Source organism: Corallococcus macrosporus, assembly GCF_017302985.1.
GTDB classification, from domain to species: Bacteria; Myxococcota; Myxococcia; order Myxococcales; family Myxococcaceae; genus Corallococcus; species Corallococcus macrosporus_A.
On sequence record NZ_JAFIMU010000007.1, the window covers coordinates 999,624 to 1,021,356 of the forward strand.

Genomic DNA, 21,733 nt, shown 5'->3' on the forward strand with positions numbered 1-21,733 from the left:
CCTCCTCCCTACTCCGTCGACACCGACGTGGTGCGGCCATCCAGCGCCGCGTGCAGCGTGTGCCACGCCAGGCTCGCGCACTTCACCCGGGCCGGGAACTCGCTCACGCCCGACAGCACCGCGAGCTTGCCCAGCGACTCCACGTCCACCTTGTCCGGGCCTTCGGTCACCAGCGTGTGCACGCGCTCGAAGAGGGACTCGGCCTCCTCGCGCGTCTTGTCCTTCACCGCGCCCGTCATCAGCGACGCGGACGCCTTGGAGATGGCGCAGCCCTGGCCCTGGAAGCCGATGTCGCGGATGACGCCGTCCTCCAGCTTGAGCGTCACGGAGAGCTGGTCGCCGCACAGCGGGTTGTAGCCCTCCGCCGCGCAGGTGGCGCCCTCCACCACCCGGAAGTTGCGCGGGCGCTTGGAGTGCTCCAGCACCACCTCCTGGTAGAGGTCCTTGAGGTCGGAACTCACGCGAACACCTCCTTCACCTTCTGCAGGCCCTTCACCAGCGCGTCCACGTCCTCGCGCGTGTTGTAGAGCGCCAGCGACGCGCGCGCCGTGGCCGCCACGCCGAAGCGCTGCATCAGCGGCTGGGCGCAGTGGTGCCCGGTGCGGATGCAGACGCCCTCCTGGTCCAGGATGGTGCCCACGTCGTGGGGGTGGACGTCCTCCAGCGTGAAGGACAGCACGCCCGTCTTGTGCGGCGCCGTGCCCACCAGCTTCAGCCCCGGAATGGACTGGAGCGCCTCCGTCGCGTACGCGAGCAACCACTGGTCGTGCTGGGACACGTTCTGCATGCCCACGGCCTCCAGGTAGCGGATGGCCGCGGCCAGCCCCACCGCGCCCGCCATGTCCGGCGTGCCCGCCTCGAAGCGGTGCGGCACGCGGTTGTAGACGGTCTTCTCCATGGTCACGGAGAGGATCATGTCCCCGCCGCCCTGGTACGGCGGCAGCGACTCCAGCATGGAGAGCTTGCCGTACAGCACGCCGATGCCCGTGGGCCCGAAGAGCTTGTGGCCGCTGAAGGCGTAGAAGTCACAGCCCAGGTCCTGCACGTCCACCGGGAAGTGCGTCACCGACTGCGCCCCGTCCACCAGCACCGGGATGTTCTTCGCGTGCGCCTTGGCCACCAGTTCCTTGATGGGGTTCACGGAGCCCAGCGCGTTGGACACGTGGGTGATGGCCAGAAGGCGCGTCTTCTCCGTGAGCAGCGCGTCCACGGCGTCCATGCGCAGCGCGCCCTGCTCGTCCACGGGAATCACGCGCAGCTTCGCGCCCGCCGCGTCGCACACCATCTGCCAGGGCACGATGTTGGAGTGGTGCTCCATGGCGGAGATGAGCACCTCGTCGCCAGGGCCCACGTGCTTGCGGCCGTAGGTGGCGGCCACCAGGTTGATGGCCTCCGTGGTGCCGCGCACGAAGATGACCTCGCGCACGTCCTTCGCGTGGATGAAGCGGCGCACCGTCTCGCGCGCGTCCTCGAAGGCCTGCGTGGCGCGCTCGGAGAGGATGTGCACGCCGCGGTGCACGTTGGCGTTGTCGTGCGTGTAGTAGCGCGTGATGGCGTCCAGCACCGCCTGCGGTTTCTGCCCTGTGGCGGCGCTGTCCAGGTACACCAGCGGCCGGCCCCGCACCTCCTGCCGCAGGATGGGGAAGTCCGCGCGCACCCGCGCGAGGTCGAATCCAGGCCCACTCATCCCATCACCTCCGCCGAACCCGGCAGCTTTTCCGCGAGGAGCGCTTCCACGCGCGCCCGCACCGGACCCTCCGGCACCGCGCGCACCAGCTCGCTCGCGAACGCCTGCGTCAGCATCCGCTCCGCTTCCACCTTCGGGATGCCGCGCGAGCGCAGGTAGAACAGCGCGTTGTCATCCAGCCGGCCCACCGCCGTGCCGTGCGCGCACTTCACGTCGTCCGCGAAGATCTCCAACTGGGGCCGCGCATCCACCTGCGCGCCCTCGGACAGCAGCAGGTTGCGGCTCTGCTGGCTGGCGTCCGTCTTCTGCGCGTCCTCGCGCACGCGGATCTTCCCGTGGAAGGTGCCGCGCGCGCGGTCGTCCAGCACGCCCTTGTAGAGCTCGCGGCTGGAGCAGTGCGGCACCGCGTGGTCCAGGTCCGTGCGGTTGTCCAGATGCTGCGTGCCCCGGCCCACGAACAGGCCGTTGAGCACGCACTCGCCACCCTCGCCCGCGAAGGCCGCGTGCACTTCGTTGCGAGCCAGCGCCCCGCCGAACGAGAACGCATGCGACTGGAAGCGGCTGTCGCGCCCCTGCCGCGAGTACAGCCCGCCCAGGTGCAGCGCGGTGTCCCCTTCCGCCTGGAGCTTGAAGTGGCGCAGGCTGGCGTTGTCCCCCAGCGACACCTCCGTCACCGCGTTGGTGAACGTCGCGCCCGAGCCCAGGCCCGCGTACGTCTCCACCAGCGTGGCCTCGCTGCCCTCGCCCGCCACCACGACGATGCGCGGGCTGGCCAGCACCGGCCCGTCGCCACCGCGCGCGAGGAACAGCAGCTGCACCGGCACCTCGCTCAAGGCCCGGGGCGCGAGCGTGAGCAGCGCGCCCTCCTCCAGCAGCGCCGCGTTGAGCGACGTGAAGGCATGCGCCGACGGCCGCGAGAGCTGGCCCAGCGTCTCCTGGAGCAGCGCCCCGTCCTCGCGCAGCGCCTGCGACAGCGGCTTGAGCACCACGCCGCGAGGCAGGCCGGACAACACCGACAGCGCCGGCACGAAGCGCCCATCCACGAACACCAGCCGGGGACCGGGCAGCGCCAGCCGCGCCACCGCCTGCGCCACGTCCTCGCCCGCGGACACGTCCCGCGCGGGCTGGAACGGATGCGACGACAGCGTGGCCACGGGCGTGTACTTCCACTCCTCGTCCTTGGAGGTGGGCAGGCCGCGCGCCTGGAACTGGCTCAGGCCCTCTTCACGAATGGCCTGGAGCCACGCCGGGGCGTCCCCGCGCGCCTGGAAGGCCCGGGCCACGTCGGCGTAGTGGGCCGCGCTCATGGCCGGGCCTCCTTCGCCTTGCCGGCGGCGGCGCCCTCCCCGCCAATCCAGCCGTAGCCCTTCTCCTCCAGCTCCAGCGCCAGCTCGCGCCCGCCCGAGCGCACGATGCGGCCCGCCGCCATCACGTGCACGTGGTCCGGCACGATGTAGTCCAAGAGCCGCTGGTAGTGGGTGATCACGACCATGGCGCGGTCCTTCGCGCGCAGCGCGTTCACGCCGCCCGCGACGATGCGCAGGGCGTCGATGTCCAGGCCCGAGTCCGTCTCGTCCAGCAGCGCCAGCCGGGGCTGGAGCACCGCCATCTGGAAGATCTCGTTGCGCTTCTTCTCTCCGCCGGAGAAGCCCTCGTTCACGGAGCGGTTCATGAACGCCGCGTCCAACTGCACGAGCTTCGCCTTCTCCTTGGCCAGTTGGAGGAAGTCCATCGCGTCCAGCTCTTCCTCGCCCTTCGCGCGGCGCTGCGCGTTGAGCGCCGTGCGCAGGAAGTGCAGGTTGCCCACGCCGGGAATCTCCACCGGGTACTGGAACCCCAGGAACACGCCCGCCTTCGCGCGCTCCTCCGGCGGCGTGCCGAGCAGGTCCTTGCCGTCGAACAGCACGGAGCCCTTCGTCACTTCATACGTCTCACGCCCCGCCAGCACGCTCGCGAGCGTGCTCTTGCCGGAGCCGTTGGGCCCCATGATGGCGTGCACCTCGCCGGCGCCAACCTCCAGGTGGATGCCCTTGAGGATGTCCTTGCCGCCCACGCGGGCGTGCAGGTCCTGGATGCTCAACAACGACGCCATCACCCGACGCTCCCTTCCAGACTCACGCCCAGGAGCTTCTGCGCCTCCACGGCGAACTCCATGGGCAGTTCCTTGAAGACCTGACGGCAGAAGCCGTTCACGATCATCGACACCGCATCCTCCTGCGAGATGCCGCGCTGCCGGCAGTAGAAGAGCTGGTCCTCGCCAATCTTCGACGTGGACGCCTCATGCTCCACCTGCGCGGTCGCGTTCTTCACCTCGATGTACGGCAGCGTGTGGGCGCCGCACTCGTCGCCCAGCAGGAGCGAATCGCACTGCGTGTAGTTGCGTGCGTTCGCCGCGCTCTTGAGCATCTTCACCTGGCCCCGGTACGTGTTCTGCCCGCGGCCGGCGGAGATGCCCTTGGACACGATGGTGGACCGGGTGTTCTTCCCGATGTGCACCATCTTCGTGCCCGTGTCCGCCTGCTGCCGGTGGTTGGTGAGCGCCACCGAGTAGAACTCGCCCACCGAGTCATCCCCCTTGAGGATGACGCTGGGGTACTTCCAGGTGATGGCCGAGCCCGTCTCCACCTGCGTCCACGAAATCTTGGCGCGCTGGTGCGCGATGCCGCGCTTGGTGACGAAGTTGTAGATGCCGCCCTTGCCTTCGGCGTCGCCCGGGTACCAGTTCTGCACCGTGCTGTACTTGATGGACGCGCCGTCCATCGCCACCAACTCCACCACCGCCGCGTGCAGCTGGTTGGTGTCGCGCATGGGCGCGGTGCAGCCCTCCAGGTAGCTGACGGAGGCCCCTTCGTCCGCGATGAGCAGCGTGCGCTCGAACTGGCCCGTGTCCGCCGCGTTGATGCGGAAGTACGTGGACAGCTCCATGGGGCACTTCACGCCCTTGGGCACGTAGCAGAACGAACCGTCGCTGAAGACCGCGGAGTTGAGCGCCGCGAAGAAGTTGTCGGAGAAGGGCACCACCGTGCCCAGGTAGCGCTCCACCAGCTCCGGGTGCTCGCGCACGGCTTCGGAGAACGAGCAGAAGATGACGCCCGCCTTGTAGAGCTTCTCCCGGAACGTGGTGGCCACCGACACGGAGTCGAAGACGGCGTCCACCGCGACGTTCTGCAGGCGCTTCTGCTCCTCCAGCGGGATGCCCAGCTTCTCGTAGGTGCGGAGGATTTCCGGGTCCACCTCCGACAGGCTGTCCTTCTTCGGCTTCTGCTTCGGCGCCGAGTAGTAGCGGATGGCCTGGTAGTCGATGGGGTGGTACTTCACCGCCTGCCACGTCGGCTCCTTCAGCGTGAGCCAGTGGCGGTACGCCTTCAGGCGCCACTCCAGCATGAAGGCCGGCTCGTTCTTCTTCGCCGACAGCACGCGGATGACGTCCTCGTCCAGCCCGGGGGGCAGCGTGTCCGCCTCCACCTGGGTGACGAAGCCCGCCTGGTAGCCCTTGCGGGTCAGCTCCTGGATGGTCTCGGTGCTGCTCATGAACGGACTCCCGTGACGGAAGGAGGAAGGGCCGCGGACGTCGGCAGGCCCAGGCCCACCAGCCGCTCCGGCATGCGGGGCGCGGGCGCGCGCAGGTCCGCGAGCGTCAGCTTCCCCAGCGCTTCCTGGATGGCTTGATTGATGAGGCGCCAGTGGCCGCGCACCTGGCAGACGGCCTCCAGCTCACAGGGGCCGGCGGGCTTGCCCTGGTGCTGGCCGCACTCCGTGAGGGACACCGGCCCCTCCAGCGCGGACACCAGCTCCGCCAGCGAGATGGCCTCCGCCGGACGCGACAGGCCGTAGCCGCCGTTCGCCCCCCGGTGCGACACCACCAGCCCCGCCTGCAGGAGGCCCTTGAGGACCTTGCTCGCGGACGGAAGGGCGACATGCGTGCGCGCCGCCAGCTCTCGCGTGGTACGGGTTTCCCCGTCCGCGCGTGCCAGCTCGGCCATCAGCACGATGCCGTAGTCGGTCATCTTGCTCATCCGGAGCATGTGGGGGGTGTCTCCTCGGGGCTGTCCGCGGGCCCGATGCCCGCGACGGCCTCTTATGTAATCTGGACCACCGCAGTCCACATTCAAATCGGGGCGTGACGAGCTAGGGTGGGGCCGTCCGCTTTTCGTGTCCGTCTCCCCTCCGAGGAGCCCTACCGATGCGCCGTCCCCTCCCCCTCCTGCTCACCGCGCTGGCCCTGGCCCTGGTGGGTTGTGAGAAGAAGTCCGCCCCGGCCCCCGCGCCCGCGCCCGCCACGCAGGGCGGCAGCGCCACCACGGCCCCGCCGGGCCCCCCGCCGGAGGGCAGCATTCTCATTGGCGAGGTGGGCAGCCTCACCGGCTCCGAGGCCACCTTCGGCATCTCCGCGCGCAACGGCATCGACCTGGCGCTGCAGGAGGCCAACGCCGCGGGCGGCGTGCGCGGCCAGAAGCTGGTGGTGCGCGTCTACGACAGCCAGGGCCGTCCGGAGGAAGGCGCCCAGGCCGCCACGCGGCTCATCGCGCAGGACAAGGTGGTGGCGCTGCTGGGTGAGGCCGCGTCGTCCGTGTCCATGGCCATGGCGGACAAGGCGCAGGCGGCGAAGGTGCCCATGATCACCCCCACCTCCACCAGCCCGGAGGTGACGAAGAAGGGCGACTACATCTTCCGCGTCTGCTTCATCGACCCGTTCCAGGGCCTGGTGATGGCGAAGTTCGCGCGGGAGAACCTCAAGCTCGACAAGGTCGCGGTGCTCACCGACAACAAGAGCGCCTTCTCCGTGGGCCTGGCGGACGTCTTCAACCAGAAGTTCAAGGAGTTCGGCGGCACCATCGTCGGCAACGAGAGCTACTCCAAGGGCGACACGGACTTCCGCGCGCAGCTGACGTCCATCAAGAACATGAAGCCGCAGGCGGTGTTCGTGCCGGGCTACTACACGGACGTGGGCATCATCGCGCGGCAGGCCCGTGAGGTCGGCCTGCGCGTGCCGCTCTTGGGCGGGGACGGCTGGGACTCCGACAAGCTGTACGAGCTGGGCGGCTCCGCGCTGGAGGGCAGCTACTTCTCCAACCACTACTCGCCGGACAACCCGGACCCCGTCGTGCAGAACTTCCTCAAGAAGTACAAGGCCGCCTACGGCAGCGTGCCGGACAGCGTGGCGGTGCTGGCGTACGACGCCGGGCGCCTGCTGGTGGACGCGATGAAGCGCGCGCCGGACACCTCGGGGCCCGCCATCCGCGACGCCATCGCGGCCACGAAGGACTTCCCGGGCGTGGCGGGCACCATCAACCTGGACGCCAACCGCGACGCGGTGAAGCAGGCCGTGGTGATGAAGGTGGAGGGCGGCAAGGCGGTGTTCGTCACCACCGTGAAGCCGTAGCCGCGCCGGCCCGGCCGCCCGTCCCCGACGTCAGGGGATGGGCGACTGGATGACGTAGTAGATGGACTGGAAGTAGGTGCTGAGGGCCCGCAGCAGCTGGACGAGGAACGGCCAGCTCAGCACGGTGAAGCCGAAGAAGGCCGCCGTGATGACGCCGTACTCCGACATGGCCTGCCCGCGCTGGAGGGCCTGCTTCAGGCTGGTGCGCGTCTTCATGGGGCGCCGCCGCCCTTCTTCTTGCCGTTGCGGCACTGGTCCACGCACTTGTCCTTCGCCTGGCCGGCGACCTTGGTGCAGTAGGACTGCGCGTTCTTCGCCTTCTCCTTGCAGATCTTCTCGAAGTTCACCTTGTCCTCCGCGCAGCGGCGCTCGCAGCTGGCGGCCGCGAAGGACTGAGGGGCCCACAGCAGCGCGCCCACGCTCAGGGACAGGGCCAGGACCGGGTTCTTGAAACGCTTCATCGCTCGTTGCTCTCCCCGCGCCCATTTCACGGCGCGGCCTGGGCCCGCATCAGGGACAGGTGGAAGTCCACCGACTGCTGCGCGGCAGGTTGCCTCAACGTGGCCTCGCCGCGCAGCCCCGTGCGCGTCAGGCTCAACTGGGTCTCCTGGAAGCCCTCCTGACGGGCCTCCGTCACGCTCCAGCCCTGGTCGCGCAGCTGCGCGAGATAGGCCTGCTCCGCCTCGGGGAGCGTGGTGCCGGGCACCCGGCCCGACACGGTGATGTTGGTGGCGCCTTCCATGCGCAGCGACAGGGACGCCACGTCCTGCAGGCCCCGGGGCACCGGGATGCCCGAGGGCACCCGGCCGGCGCGCTCCAGGTAGTTGCGCATGCGCGCCGAGGAGACGAAGACGAGCGTCTCACCGCCCTGGTGCAGCGTGGACATCAGCCGCACCTCGTCGTCCTTGGAGACCCAGTAGCCCACGTAGCCGGCGTTGTCGTTGAAGCGCACGCCCACGACGGGCAGGCCCTCATCCAGGAGGAACTTGCGGTAGTGCTGCAGCACCTGGTCCGACGAGTCCTGCGTGGAGAACCACGCCACCGCGATGGGGGTGTCCGCGCCCAGGTAGTCCGCGGCCAGCGCCTCCGGACGGCCGCCGTTGGGATAGGGCGGGAAGTACGACAGCGTGCGCGCCAGGATGGCCTCGTCGCGCTTGGAGCGCGTGGGGCCGCTCTGCGCCGCGGCCTCCTGGTCCAGCTCGTCCGCGGCGGCCTCCGCCCGCTCCAGCTCCGAGCGGGCGCCGCCGTAGCGCACCTCCTCCAGGCCCACGCCCAGGAGGAGGCCCACCACCGCCACCGCCCCCAGCACCGCCGCGGTGCGGAAGGCAGGATGCGCGGACAGCTGCTTCAGCACGACTCCGGATCCTTGCACCCCATGTACCACTCGCCCCGCTGCCCGTGCTTGTACGTGTCCTGGTTCTTGTCGTTGTCCCAGTCACGCCACTCCTGGTTGAAGTAGCGGGTGCTGCCCTCCTGGTCCACGGTGTTGGCCGGGGTCTGCATGTTGGCCAGGTGCGGGTGGATGGAGACGTACGGGTTGTTGGGCGAGTCCTCGAACATGTAGAGCATGGTGCCGTCCAGCAGCTCGTCCGTCAGCGCGCTGCGGAACTCCTGCATGCTGCCCTTCATGGCCCAGGCACTGCTGACGTTCGAGTACACGTAGTCCACGCGCTCGTAGAACTCACCGCTGGAGTCCGACGGGGAGATGTCCGCGTCCTCGGTGAGCGCCCAGGTGTCGGTGATGATGCTCATGCGCTGTTCCTTGAGGAAGTACGCATTGCCGCCCTTGCTCATCTCGCCCTCCTTGCCTGCCTGGGCATTCACGTGGACGTTCCCCTCGCCCTTCCAGTTCTTCTTGGTCAGCTCCTTCTTGCTGAACTCCGGCAGGAACTGCTCGGGCAACAGGTAGTTCTCCACCACCGCGCGGGCGGAGCACTCGATGTAGCCGCCGTTGGTGAACTGGCCCTGGTACTGGCCGGCCAGGCCGCCCAGGGACGCCGCGCCGGTGTCCGGCGCCTCGCACGTCACCTGCTTGGCCTTGTCGTTCATCCAGCACACGTGGGCGACGACCGCCAGGTGGTGGTCCAGGTCCTCGCAGTCCGCGTAGTTGCTGCCGGACATGACGTCCGGCCGGTCGATGCCGGACTCGTGGTCGCAGTAGGTGAGGCGCGCGTTGTGCTGGACGTTGGAGCTGCCGCCCTGGGGGCCGGTGCCGCCGCCGCCGCTCTGCTTGAGCCCCTTGGTGTAGTCCTGCGTGGTGAAGTCCCAGATGGTCGTCACCGCGGCCTCCTGGGCATCCAGCGAGTAGCGCAGGAGGTCATCCAGGAAGAGCGCGTACATGAAGATGGGGATGAGGGCGATCATCGAGAGCGCCATCTCCACGGAGGCGGCGCCCCGGACGCGGCGGCGGGCGGTCAGGAGAGGAGCGCTCACAGGGCCAGGTCCTTGGCGCCGGCGAGCTGCGCGGCGTCGCCGTTGCCGGCGCGGTTGAGCACCTTCGCGGCCTCCTGGGCCGTGAACGGGTGCAGCTTCACGCGCCAGTAGGGGTTGAAGAGGCCCGGGGCCTCCTTCCAGCCGTTGGGGCCCAGGCGGTGGTAGTAGACCAGCGCCTTGGAGAGCGCCGCGCCCTCGCCGGGCGCGAGCTGCAGCTGCCCGTCGCCCTGGGCGCCGTGCGTGAGCGTGAAGGAGCCGCTGGCGTTGAGCTCCCAGGGCGCCTTCTTGGGGTCCCCCACGAAGAACTGCTTGGTGACGTAGCTGTAGACGTGCGGCTGGCCCCAGTCCGTGTCGGGGCTGTCGTCGGCGCGGAACTTCATGAAGCAGTTGCCGGTGCTCGAGCAGGACATCAGGTCCTTGGTGTTGATGCCCTTGAACTCGTCGTGCTGGCCGGAGTGCGCACCGGAGGGCTCGTGGCTGCCGCCGTTCTCACTGCTCTCCACCAGGGCCTTGTACGTGCCCACGCCGAAGCCGTGGCGCCACTGCGAGATGAGCGTGCCGTGCTCGTCCGCGACGACGACCTTGCCCTCGTTGCCGGTGACCTGGCCGGGGCCGTGGATGTTGCTCTTGGTCTGGGCGACCTTGGCCGTGCCCTGGTGCCCCACGACCATGTGCGTGCCCTCCTGGGGGATGTCCTTGAGCAGGTCCTTGATGAAGTCGCTTTTGAAGTAGGTGGGCAGCCCGTTCATGATGACGGGCAGGCTGCGGTTGGCGGCCCAGCCGGGACGCGAGGCGTTGGAGATCTCCGTCATCACCTGGGCGCGCGCCTTGTTGCTGGAGCCGGAGCGCGAGCAGTTCATGCCGTCCACCGCGCAGTCGAACTCCTCCGCGTTGAGCCCGCCCACGGACGAGTTGAGCGCGCTGGCGCCGGGGACGTTCCAGTCGGTCAGCTGCGACAGGCTCGCGGACTGCCCGCTGCGCACGGCGTTGCGCGCCTTGTTGTGGGCGGACTTCTGCGACTCATGGATGTCGTTGGCCATCTTGTTCAAATCCTGGATGACCTTGTTGAACTTCTCCTCCACGTCCTTGACCTTGGAGTCGTAGTCGCTCGCCTTGGAGCTGTAGTCCATGGCGATCATCACCGCTTCCAGCGCGTCGAAGCAGTGCTGGAAGTTGTAGGGCGGGCACTGCGCCACCTCCAGGGCCGCGACGAGGAAGAAGCTCATCATGCCGGCGCGCATCATGTCGCCCGTGGCGCTGGCGGCGGCCATGTAGCCGTGCGCGGACGTCATGCCCACGTAGCTGGACGCGATGGCCCGGTTGCTGGCCGCGTAGTAGTTGAGCGCGCGCGCCTCCACGACGCCCATGGAGTAGGCGAGCGCGTCGCTGTGCTGCTGCAGGCTCATCTTCTCCCGCAGGGCGTGGCTCAGGTTGAAGCTCAGCGTCGACATCAGCGCGAGCAGGAGGAACGACAGACACGCGAGCACCAGGGCCTGGCCCCGGTGGCGGCGCTTGGGCCGGGAGGCGGACCTCACTCTTTGAACGGTTCGAACGGGAAGATGCATTTGTTCTTCTCCGGAAGTTCCTTCTGGGTGAGGTAGAGGTTGGAGTGCATCCGCATGATGTAGGTGGCGCGGATGGGCAGGATGTAGAGCTTCTTGTTCGCGGCGGCGTCGTACTTGGACATCTTGTTGACGATGAACTCGTCGCGGTCCGAGTCCTTGCCCAGGCGCAGCACGTACGGCAGGTCCCGGCCGCGCGCGATGTTGTAGATGACGACGTCCGCGAACGGGATGGGCAGGCGGTAGTTGAACGTCACCTGGACGCTCAGCTTGGTGCGCAGGCTGTCCGCCCAGCCCTGGTCTCCGGAGGCGACCTTCGGATCATCGAAGTCCATCTCCTTGTTGCCGTGGGAGCCGGAGCCCATGTTCCCCTTGATGGGGCCGCAGATGGTGACCTCCGCGAACTTCAGGCCGTCGGCGTCGCCCATCTCGTTCTTGCCGATGTCGCCGCCCTGGAACTTGGACTTGAAGTCGCTGGCGCTGGTGATGGGCTTGATGATCTCCGCGCCCCCGCTGGCGGCGGTGCTCACCATGGGCAGCAGCACCGCGAGGGCGGCCTTCTCCATGGTGGGGATGTCCGCGTTGTGCAGCGAGCCCGCGCGCACGGCCTTGTAGGCCGCGTACTTCGTGAGCAGCCGCGCCTGGTGCATCAGCCCCAGTTGCAGGATGCCCATCAGCATGAACACGAACAGGGGCAACACGATGGCCGTCTCCACCGCCGCCTGGCCTGACTCGTCGCTGCGCCGCATGCCTCGCCCCTGTACTGAAATACCCCAGGGTGGGAGTCTTCCCGACCCGTTGTGCTGTTACCATACCGCCCGGGGGTTCCCCGGGAATCGGCCAAGTGGCCGGGAATGCAGGCCCGGCCTCCAGGCTTGCGGACATTATCGGGCCGGCCGGAGCCCAGGGTGCTTGACGCTGTGCGTAGGCCATGGTTGGCACGCCCTTCGCGTTGAGCACAGGGAGACGAATCACATGAACTGGCATGTGGCGAAGCGAATGGGCGTAGTGCTGGCGGTGGCGGTGCTGGCGGCCTGCAGTGACGACGGCGACGGGGACGGCAAGCCGGATGGGGGGGGCGGCACCAACACCAGCAAGTCCCTGGGCCCGGGCCTGGGCTTTTCGAAGGAGGACCCGACGGGTCAGCCCTTCACGCTGCCGGCGGGGGTGACGCTGGAGACCCCCATCATCGCGTACTCGCCGGAGAACCCGGTGGACTGCGACGACAAGTACTCGGACGAGGCCAAGGGCACGGGCGAGGAGGTGCGGGTGTGCCTCATCTTCAAGAACACCACGAACGGGCCCATCAACGTGACGCTGCCGCCGGGGCTCGTCCTCGTGTCGACCAACGACGACGTGCAGAACGGCATCATCGTGCAGACGATCACCATCGAGGTGCCGCCGGGTGAGCGCTACTTCGCCCCGATGTTCGCCTACTGCGCCAACCAGGACCGCTCCACGACGGGCCTGGGCGACCGGTACGTGCTGGGGCCCTCCGTGCAGCAGAAGGACTTCCAGGACATGTTCGCGCTGCTGGCGGGCAAGCAGCTCACGCGTGAGAAGGCCGCTCGGGTCCAGAGCGTGGTCCACCACGTGTCCCAGGGCGAGGGGCTGTCCGCCGCCGACCGCGCCACCCTGCAGGGCCTGTAGCCCCGCGCCGCGGCCCTTCGTCCGGCGGGCTCACCTCCGCCGGGCGATCTCCTGGATGAGCGCCACGTAGCGGCGCTGCTGGGGGTTGAGCTTGAAGGCCTTGCGAAGGGCGTCCTCCGCGAGCGCCCACTGGCCCTCGCCGCGGGCCACGTCGCCCAGGAAGGCCCAGCCCTCCTCCAGGCCGGGCTCCTGGCGCACCAGCTCCTGGAGCTCCTGGAGCACCAGCCGGCCGTGCGCCTCCGGCTTCATGAGGTAGCGCGCCCAGGCACGGTGGACCTGGTGCAGGGGCCGGGGGTCGATGTCGCAGGCGTACTCGAAGTACTCGAAGGCGCCCGCGAAGTTGCGCGCCTCCAGGCGCCGCTTGCCCTCGTCGAACTGGGTGGTGGCGTCCAGCAGGTCCGTGCGGATGCGGAACTGCTCCGCGGTGGAGGGCCGGCCGGTGTTGTTGCGCGCCTTCTCCCGCGCGGCCTGCCGGCGCTTCTTCCACAGCGTGTTCTGCTCCGGCTCCGACAGCGCGCCGTACGCCCGCGCGTACGCGGCGAGCATCCCTTCCGCCTTCTCCTTCAGCTCCGCGGTGTGGAAGCGCAGCGGGGAGAAGCGGTCCGCGGCGGCGAGGAACGCCTTGCGCAGCGCCACCGGCTGCACGTCCTCCGGCACGTCCAGGAGCGCGAACGGATCCTGGCTGCGGTGGTTGAGGAACGCGCCCACCAGCGCGTTGCGCGCGGCCTCGTCCTCGTCAGAGAAGGGCGTGCCGGACGGCGCCTGGGCCGGCACGGGCACCGGCGTGATGACGGGCTCCGGCGCGTGCGCCGGGATGGGGACGGCGGGGGCCTTGCGGGCCAGCTCCTCGGTGCGCGCGTCCACGTCCTCCACGAAGCCCGCGACGCCCAGGAGGCACAGCGCGTAGAGCCGGCGCAGCACGGCGTCCATGTCGAAGCCGGTGCGCTCCAGCAGCTCGTTGAAGGTGGGCCGCTGGCGCAGGGCCTGGAACAGGCGCGCATCCTTGGAGGACAGCTTGGGCGCGGACTCCACGCCGGGCATCTGTCCGAAGCGGCGCTCGTCGGTGAAGGTGAAGTGCGTGGCGACGGTGTCGAAGGGCAGCTGCGTGGAGACGCCGGTGAGGATGAGCTGCGCGGTGTTGGCGCGCACCGTGGCGTCAGGGCTCTCCACGTCCGCGATGAGGCGGTACTTCGCGTCCGTCCAGCGGAAGCAGTCCAGCAGCTTGTGCGCCAGGTTCGCCTGGAGCTGCTTGTAGAGGTCGAAGGGGCTGATGAGCCCCTTCTGCACGAGCAGCGCGCCCAGTTGCAGGCCCGAGGACACGCTCTCCGCCAGGGCCTTCTGGTAGTCGGCTTCCGACAGGCGGCCCTTCTCCACGAGGTACTTGCCCAGCGTCTCGTGCAGGAGGTTGGAGTTGCACGCCACCGGCGCGCCGTCCTCGAAGGTGATGCGCTTCTCGCGCTGGCGCACCTTGAGTTCCAGCGTGCAGGTGCGCTCCTCCACCATCAGCGCATGCAGCAGCAACGGGAAGGGCGTGTCCGCCAGCATGCCCTCGCGCTGGCGCAGCACCTGGGACGGCGGGGGGAACATGCGCGGAAAGCCTACTACTCCGCGTCGTCGCCGCCCATGTCGTCCGCGGCGTAGGGCTCGTCGGCGTAGGCGCCGTAGCGGTTGGAGATGTCGTGCGTGGGCAGGTACCGGGTCAGGTACGCCCCCACGCCCATGAAGAGCAGGGCCACGGCGGCGTACGTGAGCGGGCGGGACGGGCGGGCCCGGTAGGCCCACCAGCGGTCGCGGCGCTGCTGGAAGCGGGGGGCGATGGCGTACTCGCGCCAGGCGGCGTCGCGGGCCTCCTTCGCCTCGATGTCGAGCCCCAGCTTGTCCAGCGTGCGCGACAGGAGGACGCGTCCCTCCACGGAGCCCTGGCGCACCTGGAGGAAGCGCTCCAGGGCCTCGCGCGCGCCCTTCAGCTCGCCGCGCTGGAGGCGGAAGCGGCCGCGCTCCAGGTCGATGGAGCCCTGCTTGTAGTCGGCGTCCAGGCGCTCGGCCTCGGTGAGCAGCAGCTCTCCACGGGGGGCATCGCCCGCGCCCAGGTAGGCCACGCCCAGCAGGTAGAGGGTGTCCACGTCGTCGTCGCCCGCGTCCAGGTTGGGGCGCAGGAGGTCCACGGCCTCCTGGTAGCGCTTCTGGCCCAGGCGGATGTCGGCCAGCTCCGCGCGGGCGCGGCGGTCGTGGGTGTTGGTGAGGATGGTGCCCGCGAGCTCGCCCGCGCGCTGCCAGCGCTTGAAGGCGCGCATGGGGCTGGGGAACACCTGGAGCGTGAAGCGGTCCGCGGCGAACAGCAGCACGGCCAGGATGGCGAGGGACAGCAGCGGGCTGCCCGTCAGCATCGTGAGGCCCATCCACATGAACCACTTGGTCAGCACGGTCGAATCGTCCTTCTCCGAAGTCGCCTACAGCAGCCGCGCGCAGATGGCGCTGTGCACGTCCGCCCCTCGCTCCGTCAGGGCCAGCCTGCGGCCGTGACGTGTGGCGAAGCCATGGGCCACCAGCCGCTCCACCTCCGCGCGCCGGGGCTCCACCGGCTGGCCGTATCGCTCACAGACGGCCTCCCAGTCCACCCCCGACACCAGGCGCAGGCCCATGCTCAGCCGCTCGGCGAAGAGCTCCTCGGGGCCCAGGTCCTCGCGGCTGGCCTCCGGGAGCCTCCCCTCCTCCACCGTGCGCAGGTACGCCTCCGGGCCGCGGAGGTTCACGTAGCGGTGGGCCGTAGGGGACAGCAGCATGCCGGTGGCGCCCACGCCCAGCGCCAGGTACTCGCCGCCGGTCCAGTACAGCGCGTTGTGCCGGGAGCTGAGGCCTTCGCGCGCGTGGTTGGACACTTCGTAGCGGGTGAGGCCGTGGGCGCCGTACACGTCGCGCACGACGCGGGCCATGGCTACCACTTCGTCATCCTCCGGCAGGGAGAGCTCGCCCCGGTCCAGTTGCTTGGACAGCGGCGTGGACTCCGCCAATACCTCGCGCTCCACGGTGAGCGCGTAGGTGGACAGGTGCTCGGGCTCCAGCGTCACCGCGCGGCGCGCGTCCGCCTCCACCTGCGCCAGCGTCTGGCCGTGCACGCCGTAGATGAAGTCCAGCGCCACCACGGGGAAGCCCGCCTTGCGCGCCGCCGCCACCGCGCCGTCCACCATGGCGGCGTCGTGCGCGCGGCCCAGGGCCTTGAGCGTTTCCGGCTGGAAGGACTGCACGCCCAGGGACAGGCGGTTGATGCCCGCGGCGCGGTAGCCGGCGAAGCGCTCCGCGTCCGCGCGCTCCGGGTTGCCCTCCAGCGAGACCTCCAGGTTGGGAGCCAGCGACATGCGCGCGGCGATGCCCTCCAGCACCCGCGCCACGTAGCGGGGGTGCCACAGCGACGGGGTGCCGCCGCCCAGAAAGAGGGACTCCAGGGGCTTCGTGCGCAGTGCCGGATCCGCGGCGAGGCGCGCGTCCAGCTCCGCCAGCACGGCGTTGGCGTAGCGCTCCTCCGGCACCTGGCGCGCGACCGCCACCGCGAAGTCGCAGTAGGGGCACTTGGCCAGGCAGTACGGGAAGTGCAGGTAGAGCCCGAAGCGGGCCGCCTGCATGCCCGTCAATGGGTCCGTGGGCGCGGCGAAGGACATGGAGGTCCAACCTCTACTTCAGGGCCTTCAATTGCGCTTCCAGCCGCGCCACCTTCGCCTTGGTGCTGGCAGCCGATTCGAGCGCTGCCTCGGCCGCCATCAGCTTGCGCTTCATGGAGGCCACGTCCGCCTTGAGCTGGTCGCGCTCGGCGACCACGTCGGCGGATGCACCCGCGCCCGAGGCAGGGGCCGCCGCGAGCTTCGCTTCCAGCGCCTGACGGGCCGCCTGCTCCGCCTTGAGCGAGGCCTGCGCCTGGGCGAGCTTCGCCTCCAACGCGGCCGTCTCCGCGCCGCCGGGCTGCGCGCCTGCTCCGCCGGCTCTCGCCTGCAGCGCGGCCCGCTCCGCCTGCTCTACTTCGAGCGCGTTGCGGGCCTCCTCCAGCTGCGCCTCCAGCGCCGCCTTCACGCCCTGCTCCTCCAGGAGCGTGACGTCGGACTGAGAGAGCTTCGCCTCCAGCGCGGCCCGCTCGGACTGCTCCGCTTCGAACGAGGCGCGGGCCTCCTCGAGCTTCGCTTCCAGCAGGGCCTTCGCGCCCTGCTCCGAGGCGAGCTTCGCTTCGAGCGCGGCCTTCGCGGCGTCCAGGTCCTTCACGCGGGCCGCCTGGGCCTCGGCGGTGCGCCGCTTGGCCTCGGAGGCCTCCAGTGCGCCCTCCACCATCTTCACGCGCTGCTGGAGCCGGTCCACCTTGTCCGCTTCCGCGCGGGCGGCTTCCAGTTGCTCGTTGAGGGCGGCCAGCTCCTCGCGCTGCCCCTCATGTCCGGAGCTCAGCGCCTCGGCGCGGCCTTCGGCCTCGGCGATGGCCAACCGCACGTCCGCGGCCTCGGCTTCCACCGCCTCGCGGCGGGCGCGCTCCAGCGCCAGCTCCTCCTGGGCCTTGGCGACCAGGGCCTGCTGGCGCTGCAGCTCCGCCTCGCGCTGGCCCGCGGCCGTCTCCAGCATGGACACGCGCGCGGAGTAGCCCACGCGCTCCGCCTGCGTGGTGGCGAGCTTGCGCTCCACCGCGGCGAGCTGCTCCTGGTGGGCTTCCCGCTCGGCCTGCGTGGCCGTGGACTGGGCGGTGAGCTCCGCCAGCTGGGCCTCCAGCGCCGCCACCTTCGCCTCGGCCGCGTGCACCCGGCCCTCGGCCTCCTGCACCGCCTCGCCGAGCGCCGCCGCGTCCGACTCCATCCGGTCGCGCAGCGAGACCTGCTCGACCTCCGCGGCCTCCAGCACCTCGCGCAGCGAGGCCAGCTCGGACTCGGCCATGCGTGCGCGGACTTCCGCCGCCTCGACCTCGGCGCGCGCGGCTTCACGCGCCTGGGCGACCTCCGCCTCCAGCTCGCGCACGCGGGACTGCGTCCGGACGGCCTCCGCGGCGCGCGCCTCCAGGGCGCTTCGGAGCGCGGGCAGCTCCGCGGCCTCCGCCGTGCGCGCGGTGAGCGCGGCGCGCAGGCCCACCGCGTCCGCGTCCTTCAGCGCGAGCGTGCGCTCCAGCTCCGTCACCTGCGTCTGGAGCGTCTTGAGCCCGTCCTCCACCACCGCGAGCTGGCGGCGCGCGGCGTCCCGCTCGCCCTCCATCACCTTCGCGTGGGCGTGCGCCTCCTCCAGCGAGCTGCGCGACCAGTCGCTCTCGCTCTCCAGGGCGCCCATCGCGCCCTTGGCCTCCGCGAGCGCCGTCTCCAGTTGGCTGATGTTCAGCGCCTGGGCGTCGCGCTCGGCGGTCAGCCGCTCCACGTCCGCGAGCACCGACTGGTACTGCTCCTGGACCGCCTCCAGCGCGCCCTGCGCCTCCGACTTGCCGGAGGCCAGCTCCGCCACGCGGTCCTGCGCGAGCCCCAGCGCCTCCTTCGCGCCGACCAGCTCCTCCGCCATCGCGCCGCGCGACTCGCGCTCGGCCTGGAGCTCCTCCGTCAGCCGGGGGATCTCCGACTCCACCTCCGCCAGCGCGCGGGAGAGGTCCTTGCGGTCCGCTTCCGACGCGGCGAGCTCCGCCTCCAGCGAGGAGACCTTCGCCTGGGCCAGCTGCAGGCGCTGCTCGTCCTGCGGCGACCGCGCCGGAGCACCCGCGACGCCGCCGCCTTCCTTGCGCGCCTTCTCCAGCGCGGCCTTCAGCTGCGTCACCTCGCCCTCGCGCTCGGCGTACAGCGCGCGCGCCCGGGCCAGGGTCTCCGTCTTCTGCTTCAGGATGCCCCGGAAGAACTCCAGCTTGTCCTCGGGGGAGCCGCCCATGGGCAGCCGGGGCTCGGCGGGCTCCGCGAAGGGGTCCCCCTTGCCAGGGCTGCGCGCCGCGGCCGCCGGGGAGGGCGGCGTGGTCGTGGGCAACCCGCCCCCGGCGATGGGCGCGGGGGTCGTGGGCACCCGGGCGGCCGGAGCGGCGGCGGGCCGGGTGGCCGGGTCAGCGGGCAAGCCTGCGGCGGGCCGTCGGGGCGGCAGGGGGGGAGGCGCGGAGGGGGGAGGCTTCGGAACCGTCAGGGGCCTGGTGAGCGCTGGGGCGGGCGCCGCCATGGGGGCGTCGCCGTCATCCAGCAGTTCCTTCAGGTCCGCGAGCGGATCCGCCTCGTCCGGGGGAGACGGCATGTGCGCGTCCCAGGTTACCGGCCACGGGGGCTTTCCACCAGTTACGCGATGGGGACCGCGCCGCTTCGCCTGCCTGGTGGGAGACAGGCGGCACGGTCCGCTCGACGTGGGAGGGGTGGGACGTTAGCCAATGGAGCAAACATCACACCTCGCCTTGCCTCCCTTGGAGAGGGCTGACAGCTTCGGACCACCTCTATGGCCATCCGCTACACCCTGCCCAACGGGCTCACCGTCGTCTTCGAAGAGCAGCACGCCGCCAAGGTCGCGGCCTTCCAGGTCTGGGTCAAGGCCGGCAGCGCGGACGAAAGGCCGGACCAGGCGGGACTCGCCCACCTGCACGAGCACATGCTCTTCAAGGGCACGGAGCGCCGGGGCCCGGGTGAGATTGCCCGCGACATCGAGGCGCACGGCGGCGAAATCAACGCCTGGACGTCCTTCGACCAGACCGTCTACCACATCGTCATCGCCAGCCAGTTCGCCCGCACGGGCCTGGACATCCTGGGGGACGCGGTGCGCCGCTCCGCGTTCGACAAGGACGAGCTGGCGCGCGAAATCGAGGTGGTGTGCGAGGAGATCAAGCGCAGCTACGACTCCCCGTCGCGCCGCGCGTCCCGCGGGCTGTTCACCGCCGCGTTCCAGACGCACCCCTACCGGCTGCCCGTCATCGGCACCGAGGAGAGCGTGCGCAGCTTCACCCGCGAGAAGGTGCTGGAGTTCTACCACCGGCACTACACGCCGAAGAACCTGGTGCTGGCCGTCGCGGGCGACCTGAACGAGGCGGAGCTGCGCCAGTGGGTGGACGAAATCTTCGGCGGTGACTGGGGCCGGCCGTACGCGGGCGCGGTGCAGCGCCCGCGCGACGCCGCGCCCACGGGCCGCCGCGTGCTCATCCAGACGGAGGACGTGAAGGAGGCCTACGTGCACCTGGCCTTCGCCATCCCGGAGCTGGAGCACCCGGACGTGCCCGCGCTGGACGTGCTGGCGATGATTGCCGGCCAGGGCAATTCCTCATGGCTGGTGCGCGAGGTGAAGCGCCGCCAGCACCTGGTCAACGACGTGCACGCGTCCGCGTACACGCCCAAGGACCCGGGCATCTTCTCCGTGTCGCTGACGCTGCCGCCCGCGCAGGCGCAGAAGGCGCTCACGCAGACGGCGCGCGTGCTGGAGGCGCTGCGCACCACGGACGTGCCCCTGGACGAGCTGCGCATCGTGCAGGCCGGAGTGGAGGCGGAGGCCGTCTACCGCAAGGAGACGGTGCAGGGCACCGCGCGCAACCTGGGCTCGTACCAGACGTCCCCCGGCGGCCTGGAGTCCGAGGCCCGCTACCTGGAGGACATCCGCAACCTGAAGCCGGAGGACCTGCGCCGCGTGGCCCAGAAGTACCTGCGGTTGGAGCACGCCGTCGTCACCGCGCTGGTGCCGCCCGCCGCGGAGCTGACGGAGGCGCACGTGCACGCCGCGCTGGATGAAGCGGCGAAGAGCCCCGGCCTCACGCCCCCGGAGCGCGCCGCCCGGCAGCCGCCTCCGGAAGGCGCGCCGCGTCCGGCCCGCAGCGCCATCGCGTCCGCGCGCTCGGAGGTGGTGCAGGAGAAGCTGGCCTCCGGCGCGACGCTCATCATCCGCGTGGAGCCGCACGTGCCGCTGTTCTCCATGCGCGCGGCGTTCCTGGGCGGCGCCCGCTACGAGACGCCCGAGGACAACGGCATCACCACGCTGCTCAGCCGCAGCCTCACCAAGGGCACCTCGACGCTCAGCGCGGATGACATCTCGCACCTGGCGGACCTGTACGCGGGCAACATCAACGCCCAGGGCGGCCGCAACTCCGTGAGCCTGAAGGCGGACTTCCTGTCGCGCTACTTCGAGCCCGGCTTCCGGCTGTTCGCGGACGTGATGCTCAACCCGGCCTTCCGCGAGGAGGAGGTGGCGCGCGAGCGCTCCCTGCTGCTCCAGGACATCCTCACCCGAGAGGACAAGCCGTCCAGCCTGGCGTTCGAGCTGTTCTCGCGCACGCTCTACCAGGAGCACCCGTACCGGCTGTCGCTCGCGGGCGAGAAGGCCTCCGTGGAGGCGCTGGGGCCCGAGCAGCTGCGCGCGTACCACCGCGCGCACATGGACCCGTCGCAGATGACGCTCAGCGTGGTGGGCGACGTGGACGTGGCCCAGGTGCGGGCGCTGGCGAACGAGTACTTCGGCAAGTCGCGCGGCGGCGCGGTGGCCCCGAAGCAGGTGAAGGTGGAGGCGCCGCCGTCCGCTCCTCGCACGGAGAAGAAGGTGCTGGCGCGCGCGCAGACGCACCTGGTGATGGGCTTCCAGGCGGCGCGGATGACCGACCCGTGGCGCGTGGTGCTGGACGTGCTGTCCACGGTGCTGTCGGGCCAGGGCGGGCGGCTCTTCATCGAGCTGCGCGACAAGCGCTCCATGGCCTACAGCGTGAGCAGCTTCTCCATGGACGGGTTGGATCCCGGCTACTTCGCCGTCTACATGGGCACCAGCCCGGAGAAGGTGGACGCGGCGGTGGAGGGCATGCGCCGCGAGCTGCAGCGCATCCGTGACGAGCCCATCCCCGAGGCGGAGCTGGAGCGCGCCAAGCAGCACATCATCGGCGCGTATGAAATCGACCTGCAGCGCAACAGCGCCCGCGCGATGCTGCTGGCGATGGACACCTGCTACGGCATCGGGCTGGACAACTTCCTGCACTACTCCGAGCGCGTGGCGAAGGTGACGTCGGCGGACGTGCAGGAGGTGGCCCGCCGGGTCATCGACTTCGACCGCATGGCCACGGCCGTCGTCGGGCCGTAAAGGCGG

General features: G+C 70.4%; 19 protein-coding genes. 3 read left to right on the forward strand and 16 right to left on the reverse strand.

The annotated features are described in order from the left end of the window. Positions 1 to 8: 8 nt before the first annotated feature. Genes sufU through JYK02_RS16395 form a run of 6 tightly spaced genes read right to left on the reverse strand, consistent with a single transcriptional unit; the run spans position 9 to position 5,712 of the window. Positions 9 to 461 (reverse strand): Fe-S cluster assembly sulfur transfer protein SufU, encoded by a 453-nt coding sequence (gene sufU, locus JYK02_RS16370; RefSeq protein WP_207052143.1) that lies wholly within the window; start codon positions 459 to 461, stop codon positions 9 to 11. Beyond that, on the reverse strand, positions 458 to 1,687 hold the full coding sequence (locus JYK02_RS16375; RefSeq protein ID WP_207052145.1) for a cysteine desulfurase: 1,230 nt from the start codon (positions 1,685 to 1,687) through the stop codon (positions 458 to 460). Before JYK02_RS16375 ends, sufU begins: the two co-directional genes overlap by 4 nt. Beyond that, a complete protein-coding gene (gene sufD, locus JYK02_RS16380; RefSeq protein WP_207052147.1) occupies positions 1,684 to 2,994 on the reverse strand; it encodes a Fe-S cluster assembly protein SufD in 1,311 nt (436 codons plus the stop codon). The genes JYK02_RS16375 and sufD overlap by 4 nt, the downstream gene beginning before the upstream one ends. After that, complete coding sequence (gene sufC, locus JYK02_RS16385) at positions 2,991 to 3,779, reverse strand: Fe-S cluster assembly ATPase SufC (RefSeq protein ID WP_207052148.1); 789 nt, start codon at positions 3,777 to 3,779, stop codon at positions 2,991 to 2,993. The genes sufD and sufC overlap by 4 nt, the downstream gene beginning before the upstream one ends. Further along, on the reverse strand, positions 3,779 to 5,218 hold the full coding sequence (gene sufB, locus JYK02_RS16390; protein WP_207052150.1) for a Fe-S cluster assembly protein SufB: 1,440 nt from the start codon (positions 5,216 to 5,218) through the stop codon (positions 3,779 to 3,781). Before sufB ends, sufC begins: the two co-directional genes overlap by 1 nt. Continuing rightward, a complete protein-coding gene (locus JYK02_RS16395; protein ID WP_207052152.1) occupies positions 5,215 to 5,712 on the reverse strand; it encodes an SUF system Fe-S cluster assembly regulator in 498 nt (165 codons plus the stop codon). Before JYK02_RS16395 ends, sufB begins: the two co-directional genes overlap by 4 nt. 158 nt (positions 5,713 to 5,870) lie before the next feature. Here JYK02_RS16395 and JYK02_RS16400 point away from each other — a divergent pair, with 158 nt between their 5' ends. Further along, positions 5,871 to 7,070 carry an ABC transporter substrate-binding protein gene (locus JYK02_RS16400; protein ID WP_207052154.1) on the forward strand — a complete coding sequence of 400 codons (1,200 nt, stop codon included), beginning with the start codon at positions 5,871 to 5,873 and terminating at the stop codon, positions 7,068 to 7,070. Positions 7,071 to 7,100: 30 nt separating this feature from the next. Here JYK02_RS16400 and JYK02_RS16405 read toward each other — a convergent pair whose 3' ends face one another. Genes JYK02_RS16405 through JYK02_RS16430 form a run of 6 tightly spaced genes read right to left on the reverse strand, consistent with a single transcriptional unit; the run spans position 7,101 to position 11,814 of the window. Continuing rightward, positions 7,101 to 7,286 carry a hypothetical protein gene (locus JYK02_RS16405; RefSeq protein ID WP_207052156.1) on the reverse strand — a complete coding sequence of 62 codons (186 nt, stop codon included), beginning with the start codon at positions 7,284 to 7,286 and terminating at the stop codon, positions 7,101 to 7,103. Further along, positions 7,283 to 7,531: a hypothetical protein gene (locus tag JYK02_RS16410; protein ID WP_207052158.1), complete on the reverse strand. Its 249-nt coding sequence runs from the start codon at positions 7,529 to 7,531 to the stop codon at positions 7,283 to 7,285. The genes JYK02_RS16405 and JYK02_RS16410 overlap by 4 nt, the downstream gene beginning before the upstream one ends. 26 nt (positions 7,532 to 7,557) lie before the next feature. Further along, complete coding sequence (locus JYK02_RS16415) at positions 7,558 to 8,424, reverse strand: hypothetical protein (protein WP_207052160.1); 867 nt, start codon at positions 8,422 to 8,424, stop codon at positions 7,558 to 7,560. Then, on the reverse strand, positions 8,418 to 9,503 hold the full coding sequence (locus tag JYK02_RS16420) for a hypothetical protein (RefSeq protein WP_207052162.1): 1,086 nt from the start codon (positions 9,501 to 9,503) through the stop codon (positions 8,418 to 8,420). Before JYK02_RS16420 ends, JYK02_RS16415 begins: the two co-directional genes overlap by 7 nt. After that, the gene (locus JYK02_RS16425; RefSeq protein ID WP_347402506.1) at positions 9,500 to 11,038 is read right to left on the reverse strand and encodes a hypothetical protein; all 1,539 of its coding nucleotides are present in this window, start codon (positions 11,036 to 11,038) and stop codon (positions 9,500 to 9,502) included. Before JYK02_RS16425 ends, JYK02_RS16420 begins: the two co-directional genes overlap by 4 nt. Next, a complete protein-coding gene (locus JYK02_RS16430) occupies positions 11,035 to 11,814 on the reverse strand; it encodes a TadE/TadG family type IV pilus assembly protein (RefSeq protein WP_207052167.1) in 780 nt (259 codons plus the stop codon). The genes JYK02_RS16425 and JYK02_RS16430 overlap by 4 nt, the downstream gene beginning before the upstream one ends. Before the next feature lie 226 nt (positions 11,815 to 12,040). Between JYK02_RS16430 and JYK02_RS16435 the strand changes: the two genes are divergently transcribed. Beyond that, positions 12,041 to 12,715: a hypothetical protein gene (locus JYK02_RS16435; protein ID WP_207052169.1), complete on the forward strand. Its 675-nt coding sequence runs from the start codon at positions 12,041 to 12,043 to the stop codon at positions 12,713 to 12,715. Positions 12,716 to 12,745: 30 nt separating this feature from the next. Here JYK02_RS16435 and JYK02_RS16440 read toward each other — a convergent pair whose 3' ends face one another. The 4 genes from JYK02_RS16440 to JYK02_RS16455 are packed head-to-tail and all read right to left on the reverse strand — an operon-like array spanning position 12,746 to position 18,928. Beyond that, positions 12,746 to 14,302, reverse strand: a complete 1,557-nt coding sequence (locus tag JYK02_RS16440; protein ID WP_207052171.1) for a DUF4388 domain-containing protein — start codon at positions 14,300 to 14,302, stop codon at positions 12,746 to 12,748. Positions 14,303 to 14,316: 14 nt separating this feature from the next. Further along, a complete protein-coding gene (locus JYK02_RS16445; protein ID WP_242588999.1) occupies positions 14,317 to 15,135 on the reverse strand; it encodes a hypothetical protein in 819 nt (272 codons plus the stop codon). A 30-nt stretch (positions 15,136 to 15,165) separates the two neighbouring features. Then, positions 15,166 to 16,371 carry a radical SAM family heme chaperone HemW gene (gene hemW, locus JYK02_RS16450; RefSeq protein WP_207052176.1) on the reverse strand — a complete coding sequence of 402 codons (1,206 nt, stop codon included), beginning with the start codon at positions 16,369 to 16,371 and terminating at the stop codon, positions 15,166 to 15,168. A 13-nt stretch (positions 16,372 to 16,384) separates the two neighbouring features. Continuing rightward, positions 16,385 to 18,928 (reverse strand): plectin 1 isoform 8, encoded by a 2,544-nt coding sequence (locus JYK02_RS16455; RefSeq protein WP_207052178.1) that lies wholly within the window; start codon positions 18,926 to 18,928, stop codon positions 16,385 to 16,387. Between the two features lie 195 nt (positions 18,929 to 19,123). Here JYK02_RS16455 and JYK02_RS16460 point away from each other — a divergent pair, with 195 nt between their 5' ends. Then, the gene (locus JYK02_RS16460; protein ID WP_207052180.1) at positions 19,124 to 21,727 is read left to right on the forward strand and encodes a M16 family metallopeptidase; all 2,604 of its coding nucleotides are present in this window, start codon (positions 19,124 to 19,126) and stop codon (positions 21,725 to 21,727) included. The last annotated feature ends 6 nt before the right edge of the window (positions 21,728 to 21,733 follow it).